The following is a 6,998-nucleotide window of genomic DNA, read 5'->3' on the forward strand; positions in this document are numbered from 1 at the left end:
GAGCCGAGGATGCCCGGCTTGCGCTCCTCGCGGCCCAGGAACAGGTTGTCCGCGATGTCGAGCCCGGGCGAGACCGCGAGCGTCTGGTAGACGGTCTCGATGCCGGCCCGGCGGGCGTCCATCGGGTTGCGGAACGACACCGGCTTGCCGTCGAGCAGGATCTCGCCCGCATCCGGGGTGAGCGCCCCGCACAGGGCCTTGATGAGGCTGGTCTTGCCGGCCCCGTTGTCGCCGATGACCGCGAGGATCTCGCCCGGGTAGAGCTCGAGGTCGCCGCTGGCGATCGCGGTGACCGGGCCGTAGCGCTTGACCAGGCCCTTGGCCTGCAGCACCGGCTCGCGGGTGGTCGTCGCCGGGCCGCTGCCGGCGGGGGACGTCTCCGTGGCGGTCATGCCTTCACCTTCCGGATCCACTGGTCGATGGAGACGGCGGCGAGCACCAGCAGGCCGATCGCGAAGCCCTGCCAGACGACATCGACACCGGACAGTTGCAGCCCGTTGCGGAACACGCCGACGATGAGGGCGCCGATCAGGGTGCCGATCACGGCGCCGCGACCACCGAACAGGCTCGTGCCGCCGATCACGACGGCGGTGATCGTGTCGAGGTTGTACTCGACACCGACGTTCGGGCTCGCGGACGCGAGCCGCCCGATCAGGATCCATGCACCGATGGCGTAGATCGCGCCCGCCGTCAGGTAGACGGAGAACAGCACGCGGTCGGTGCGGATACCGGCCAGCCGCGCGGCCTCGATGTCGTCACCGGTGGCGTAGACGTGCTTGCCCCAGGCCGTGTCGCGCAGCACGTAGAAGAACACCGCGAACAGCAGCAGCATGATGATCGAGCCGTAGGTGATGCGGAAGTCGCCGATCGGGAACGTGGTGCCCGTCCAGGTCATGATGTCGGGCATGTCCGAGCCGCGGATGGTCTCGGAACGGGAGACCACCGCGTTCAGCGAGAAGAAGATGCTCAGCGTGCCCAGCGTGACGATGAACGGGGGCAGCTTGAGCCGCGTGACGAGCAGGCCGTTGATGGCGCCCATCCCGGCGCCCAGCACGAAGCCGAGGATCAGGGCAAGGAGGCCGGGCATCCCGAGCTTGGTGGCGAAGTTCGCCATGAGAACCGAGGAGAACACCGCGATGGCGCCGACCGAGAGGTCGATGCCCGCGGTCAGGATGATCAGCGTCTGACCCAGCGCGAGCACGGCGATGACCGTGACCTGCTGGAGCACAAGCCCCAGGTTCGCCGCCGACAGGAACCGGTCGGCGACCAGGGAGAACGCGAGGACCGACAGCACGAGGACCGCGAGCGGGCCGAGCGTCGGGTTGGCGTGCAGGACGTGCTGCACGCGCTGGAGCAGGGACTTGCGGTGGTCGTCGAAGCCCAGGTCCGGGGTGGCCGTGGCCACCGAGCCGCCGGGCTCCTCGGGTGCGATGGATGACGCCATGACGGACACCCCTTCGTGTCGGTCTGGTGGATCCCGGGCGCGGGGCCGATCGCGGGCCCCGCGCCACGGGATGGGGTCGATGGATGCGGACTGCGAACCTGCGCGACGGGCCGATCAGCCCCAGCAGTTCTCCGCGCCGTAGGTGGTGTCCTTGCTGTCGACGCCCGGCTGCGGCTGGTCGGTGATCAGGGTGACGCCGGTGTCGGTGAAGGTCTTGCCCGCGGTGGCCTCGGGCTTGGTGCCGTCCTTGGCGTAGGCCGAGATCGCCTTCACACCCTCCTGGGCCATCTTCAGGGGGTACTGCTGCGAGGTGGCACCCAGCTGGCCCGCCTTGACCGCCGCCACGCCGGGGCAGCCGCCGTCGACCGAGACGATCGTGACATCCTGCTCCTTGCCGGCGGCCTTGAGCGCCTCGTACGCGCCGGCCGCGGCGGGCTCGTTGATCGTGTAGACGAGGTTGATCCCCGGGTCCTTCTGCAGGAGGTTCTCCATGGCCGTCCGGCCGCCCTCCTCAGCGCCGTCGGTGACGTCGTGACCGACGATGCGCGGATCGGTCTCGTCGCCGATCCTGGTCTTGTCGACGACGTCGATGCCGAAGCCCTCGAGGAAGCCCTGGTCGCGCTGGACGTCCACGGAGACCTGGTCGGCGTTGAGGTCGAGCATGGCGATCTTGGCCGTGGCGGCGGCCGCGCCGAGCTTGCCCTTCGCCCACTCCCCGATGAGCAGGCCCGCCTGGTAGTTGTCCGTGGCGAAGGTGCCGTCGACGGCGTCGGCGGGCTCGGTGGGCGTGTCGAGCGCGATGACGAGCAGCCCGGCCTGGCGGGCCTTCTCGATCGACGGCACGATCGCCTTCGAGTCGCTCGGGGTGATCATGAAGCCCACGGCGCCCGCGGAGATCAGGTTCTCGATCGCCTGCACCTGAGCCTCGTTGTCACCGTCCTTCTTGCCGGCGAACGACTGCAGCTCCATGCCCTCGGCGTCCGCCGCCTGCTGGGCACCCTCCTTCATCTTCACGAAGAACGGGTTGGTGTCGGTCTTGGTGATCAGACCGACGACCGGCTGATCCGCCGAGTCACCGGAACCTCCGGAACCACAGGCGGCGAGGACGAGGGACGTGGCCAGCCCGGCGGCGAGGACGCCGGCACGGCGGACGGATCGAGCGTTCATGGATGGAGCCCTTCTTCGTCGGCACTGACGTGATGCTGTCTGTGAGACAACGTTGTCAGCTAGGGTCCGCCCCTTTCTCTCCCCATACAATCGTCCATACGGACGAATCCGTATCATCTGAGCGCGAGACGGGACGAGGGAGTTGACATCGTTGTCAGACGATGTGCACCATGACACACCTCCGCAACGAAGCGAGGTGCCGATGACGACGCGCGACGATGCCGCCTCACCGGTCGACGTCAGGCGGGCGACCATGCGCGACGTCGCGGCCCGTGCCGAAGTCAGCCTCAAGACCGTGTCGCGCGTGGTGAACGGCGAGGCGGGCGTCTCCCCGGTCCTCGCCGAGCGGGTGCGCCGCGCGATCGACGAGCTCGGCTTCCGCCCCAACGCGGGCGCCCGACACCTACGCCGGGCCGACCAGCGCACCGCGTCCATCGCCCTGCTGCTCGACGACGTCACCAACCCGTTCTGCGCAACCGTGCAGCGTGCCGTGGAGGACGTCGCCACCCCGCGCGGCGTCCTGGTGTTCTCCGCGAGCGTGGACGACGACCCGGTCCGCGAGCAGGCGTTCGCCAGGGAGTTCGTCGGCAGGCGGGTGGACGGCATCCTGCTGTTCCCTTCGGGCGACGACCAGTCGTATCTCGAGGCGGAGGTGCGCGCAGGGACGGCCATCGTCTGCGTCGACCGCGAGCCGCGCAACCTGACGGTGGACGCCGTCGTCACCACCAACGCGCTCGGCGCCGCCGTCGCCGTGCGCCATCTCGCCGCGGCGGGCCACCGGCGCATCGCCTTCCTGGGCGACACCCCGCACATCGCCACCGCCGTCCAGCGCCTCGACGGGTACCGCACCGCGCTGGAGGAGCTGGGCCTACCCGTGGACCCCTCGCTCGTCCTGCTCGACGTGGGCCAGGTGGCCGCCGCGGACGGCGCCGTCACCAGCTTGCTCGCCAGGCCCGACCCGCCGACGGCGCTCTTCACCGCCCGCAACCAGACCACGATCGGCGCGGTACGGGCGCTGAGCCGCCTCGGCCGCCAACGCGAGATCGCCCTCGTCGGATTCGACGACTTCCTCCTCGCTGACCTGCTCGTCCCGGGCATCACCGTCGTCCGCCAGGACGCCACCGCCATCGGCCACCTGGCCGCCGAACTACTCTTCGCACGCATCGGGGGCGACACCTCGCCGCCGTCCGTGCGGCTCGTACCCACAGATCTGGTCCGCCGGGGTTCCGGCGAGATCGCGCCCCCGCGAGGATCCAGGACATGACCCACGGCAGAACCGGCATCGTCGCCGTCGCGGGCGAGGCACTCGTCGACCTCGTCCCCGCCCCCGTGCAGGGTTACTTCGAGATGGCTCCGGGTGGCAGCCCGGCCAACGTCGCGGTCGGCCTCGCTCGCCTCGGCGTGCCGACCCGGATGCTCGCCCGGCTGGCGACCGACCCGCTCGGCCTGCTCCTGCGGGCCCATCTGGCCGGCAACGACGTGGAGCTCGACCACGCCGTCACCGCCGCCGAGCAGTCCTCGCTCGCGATCGTGTCGGTGGGCGCGGACGGGGGCGCGGCCTACGACTTCCGCGTGGACGGCACCGCGGACTGGCAGTGGACCCCCGCCGAGCTCACTTCGGCGTTGGACCCGGGCGCGGAGGGCCCTGTGGTGGCCGTGCACTCCGGCTCGCTCGCCCTCACCACTCCACCCGGAGCGGACGCGCTGCGCGGCCTCCTGCGCTCCGGACGCGCCCGCGCGACGGTGACCTACGACCCGAACGCGCGGCCGCTGCTCATGGGCGACGCCGCGACCGTCCTGGCCGGCGTGGAGGAGATGCTCGGAATCTCCGACGTCGTGAAGGTCAGCTCCGAGGACCTCGCCTGGCTGCGCCCGGACGCCACCCCTGCGCAGGTGGTCGAGGAGTGGCTCGACCGCGGCCCGTCGCTGGTGGTGGTGACGCTCGGCGGTGAGGGCGTGGTCGCCGGCAGCGCGGGTGGCCTGCGGCGGATGCGCCCCGCCCGGCTGGTGGACGTCGTGGACACCGTCGGTGCGGGCGACACCTTCATGGGCGCGCTCATCGCCGGCCTGTACCGCACGGACCTGCTGGGCGCGCAGCGCCGGGAGGACCTCGCGGCCATCCCAGGCGGCGTCCTCGACACCGTGCTGGACGACGCGCTGCTCGCCGCCGCGATCAACTGCGGGCGGCGCGGCGCCGACCCGCCCACGGCCGCCGAGCTCGACGCCGCCCGCGAACCTGCCTGAGTTCTGCACGGACCGAAGGCTGCACCGGACGGCCGACAGTTCCGGGGTCCGGCACGGACGGACGGTCGAGTTGTCCACCTCGCAGAAAGTTGTCCACAGATCAGCGGTCGACGGCCACGCGTCATCTCTTCCTGCCTAACGTCGGGCGCGGAGGTGACGCGATGAGATCGGGAGGCACGCTGGCACCGCGGCTGCGGCAGCGCGTCGTGGAAGCCGTACGCGGGCCGGGATGGCGCCGGATGGCCCTCGCCCGGCGCGCCGCCGCCGGGTTGCTGGCCGCGCTCGCGCTGGTACTCGCCGTCGCACCCGGTGAGGTGGGCGTACCGGTCCTGGTCGCGGCCCGCGATCTCGTGCCCGGGTCCCGGCTGGCCGCGGCGGACGTCGTCGTGCGGCGATGGCCCGCCGAGCAGGTGCCAGCCGGAGTGGTCGCCGATCCGCAGCTCGTGGACGGCCGGGTGCTCGCCGGCGCGGCTCGTGCCGGCGAGGTGTTGACCGACGTGCGGCTCGTCGGGCCCGAGCTGGCCGCCAGCCTGCACTCCGCGCCGGACAGCGCCGCGGTTCCCGTGCGGCTGGCCGACGCACAGGTCGCCGGGCTGCTCGTGCCCGGCAGCCGCGTCGACGTCGTCGCGCCCTCGGCACGCGGCGAGCCGGTCGTCCTGGCCGAGGCGGCGGCGGTGCTCGCGGTGCTTCCGCCTGCGGACGGGCCGGGCCAGCGGGGCCGGCTCGTGCTGGTCGCGATGTCGCAGGCACTCGCGACACGCGTCGCCGCGGCCGCGCTGACCGAGCAGGTGGCGATTACGCTCCGCTGACCGAGGCCGACACTCATCCGCTCGGAGGGGGACGCACGTGCTCAAGGGCTTCAAGGACTTCATCCTTCGGGGGAACGTGGTCGATCTCGCGGTCGCCGTCGTCATCGGCGCCGCGTTCACCGCGATCGTCACAGCGTTCACCAGCAGCCTCATCCAGCCGTTGATCAACGCCTTCACGCCTCCGGGATCGCCCGGCCTCGGCATCCAGCTCGTGGCCGACAAGCCGTCCACCTACATCGATCTCGCGGCCATCATCTCCGCAGTGATCAACTTCCTGATCGTGGCCGTGGTCATCTACTTCGTGATCGTCTACCCGTTCAACCTCATCAAGAAGCGCAGGGAGCGCGGCGAGGAACCGGGACCGGCCGAGCCGACGGACGTCGAACTGCTCGCCGAGATCCGGGATCTGCTCGCCGCCCAGCAGGTGGCCCAGCAGGACGCGGGAAGCGCGGACGGTCGGTCACCCGCCCCCGCTTCCGAAGGTCGTGCACCGCAGAGCCCGGGCGCGAGCGAGCCGCGGCATCGTCAGACCTGAGGTCCTCCACCTCCCCGCTCGCACAGATCGGGTGGCGCTCACACAGATCGCGTGGTGCTCGCACAGATCGCCGGCGGTGTGTGCGAACACCGTTCGCTATGTGCGCGGCCCCGGGGCGGGCCGAGCGGTGGAGGCGGCTCGTGCTCGGAACCCGGTGGGCCGCGTGCGCGACCGGCAGCAGCCGTGCGCGACCCGCACCCCGGCCGCGGGTCAGGCGGCGCCGCCCGGCCGGCAGCCAGGCGAAACGTCGCTGGGGGCGGGACGCGGTCGCACCGGGCGTCGGTCGTGGCTCGTCGCCTGGGCAACTCCAGCCGCAGGCTCTCCTCGCCGCGATCCATCGCCCGCCGGTGGTTGGCGGCAAACACCAGGCGCAGCGGCCAGACCCGGCGGGCATGACCGGCGGCCACCGATGGCCCAGGCAAGGCCCCCGCCACCCGGTTCCGACGATCTTCCGCGCGCAGCGCCTCAACGGGTGTCATCGAGCCGAAGCCACGACACTGCGGCGGGCGCTCGGGGCGTGCGTCGAGCCGCCGGCCACGCCGCTGGATGTGGGCGCGCCTGAACGGCCAGAGGTTCAGTCGCGGTCGTGGTGCGGCGGCCGGTTGGCCAGCAGTTCCCGCTCGGTCTCGGAGGAAGAGCCGCGATCGAGTGCCGGTTCGTCGAGCCCGAGCTCGTCGGAGGTGACGCGGGGCAGGTCGCCGAACACCTCCGCGAGCCGGCGGAGCACGCGGGGATCGGCGGCGCGGGAGCGGCCAGAGCCGGGGCCGGGGCGCTCATCACCGGCATCCGACGGTGCCCG

General features: G+C 71.8%; 8 protein-coding genes. 4 read left to right on the forward strand and 4 right to left on the reverse strand.

Annotated features, from left to right (window positions below; genetic code table 11):
- From AB7J25_RS25005 to AB7J25_RS25015, 3 genes are all read right to left on the reverse strand, one after another.
- Positions 1 to 392: ATP-binding cassette domain-containing protein (locus tag AB7J25_RS25005; protein WP_428512762.1), on the reverse strand; the 392-nt coding region annotated here is incomplete at its 3' end.
- Positions 389 to 1,444, reverse strand: a complete 1,056-nt coding sequence (locus AB7J25_RS25010) for an ABC transporter permease (protein ID WP_428512764.1) — start codon at positions 1,442 to 1,444, stop codon at positions 389 to 391. The genes AB7J25_RS25005 and AB7J25_RS25010, both read right to left, overlap by 4 nt.
- Before the next feature lie 114 nt (positions 1,445 to 1,558).
- Positions 1,559 to 2,611 (reverse strand): sugar ABC transporter substrate-binding protein, encoded by a 1,053-nt coding sequence (locus tag AB7J25_RS25015; protein ID WP_428512765.1) that lies wholly within the window; start codon positions 2,609 to 2,611, stop codon positions 1,559 to 1,561.
- Positions 2,612 to 2,813: 202 nt separating this feature from the next.
- On the opposite strand from AB7J25_RS25015, the gene AB7J25_RS25020 reads away from it, so the two are divergent.
- The 4 genes from AB7J25_RS25020 (at position 2,814) to mscL (ending at position 6,199) form a co-directional block, all read left to right on the forward strand.
- Positions 2,814 to 3,875, forward strand: coding sequence for a LacI family DNA-binding transcriptional regulator (locus AB7J25_RS25020; RefSeq protein ID WP_428512767.1), 1,062 nt, complete (start codon positions 2,814 to 2,816; stop codon positions 3,873 to 3,875).
- On the forward strand, positions 3,872 to 4,855 hold the full coding sequence (locus tag AB7J25_RS25025) for a carbohydrate kinase family protein (RefSeq protein WP_428512769.1): 984 nt from the start codon (positions 3,872 to 3,874) through the stop codon (positions 4,853 to 4,855). The genes AB7J25_RS25020 and AB7J25_RS25025 overlap by 4 nt, the downstream gene beginning before the upstream one ends.
- Positions 4,856 to 5,016: 161 nt before the next feature.
- Positions 5,017 to 5,664 carry an SAF domain-containing protein gene (locus tag AB7J25_RS25030; protein ID WP_428512771.1) on the forward strand — a complete coding sequence of 216 codons (648 nt, stop codon included), beginning with the start codon at positions 5,017 to 5,019 and terminating at the stop codon, positions 5,662 to 5,664.
- Between the two features lie 37 nt (positions 5,665 to 5,701).
- A complete protein-coding gene (gene mscL / locus AB7J25_RS25035; RefSeq protein ID WP_428512773.1) occupies positions 5,702 to 6,199 on the forward strand; it encodes a large-conductance mechanosensitive channel protein MscL in 498 nt (165 codons plus the stop codon).
- Positions 6,200 to 6,773: 574 nt separating this feature from the next.
- Here the strand turns inward: mscL and AB7J25_RS25040 are convergent.
- The coding region (locus AB7J25_RS25040; protein WP_428512775.1) for a hypothetical protein at positions 6,774 to 6,998 on the reverse strand (225 nt) is incomplete at its 5' end.

Origin of the sequence: Pseudonocardia sp. (genome assembly GCF_050246655.1) — a bacterium.
In the GTDB taxonomy this organism is placed as follows: domain Bacteria; phylum Actinomycetota; class Actinomycetes; order Mycobacteriales; family Pseudonocardiaceae; genus Pseudonocardia.

Coding starts and splice junctions, on each gene's coding strand:
- AB7J25_RS25010 (WP_428512764.1), bottom strand. CDS start 1,444: ATGGCGTCATCCATCGCACCCGAGGAGCCCGGCGGCTCGGTGGCCACG.
- AB7J25_RS25015 (WP_428512765.1), bottom strand. CDS start 2,611: ATGAACGCTCGATCCGTCCGCCGTGCCGGCGTCCTCGCCGCCGGGCTG.
- AB7J25_RS25020 (WP_428512767.1), top strand. CDS start 2,814: ATGACGACGCGCGACGATGCCGCCTCACCGGTCGACGTCAGGCGGGCG.
- AB7J25_RS25025 (WP_428512769.1), top strand. CDS start 3,872: ATGACCCACGGCAGAACCGGCATCGTCGCCGTCGCGGGCGAGGCACTC.
- AB7J25_RS25030 (WP_428512771.1), top strand. CDS start 5,017: ATGAGATCGGGAGGCACGCTGGCACCGCGGCTGCGGCAGCGCGTCGTG.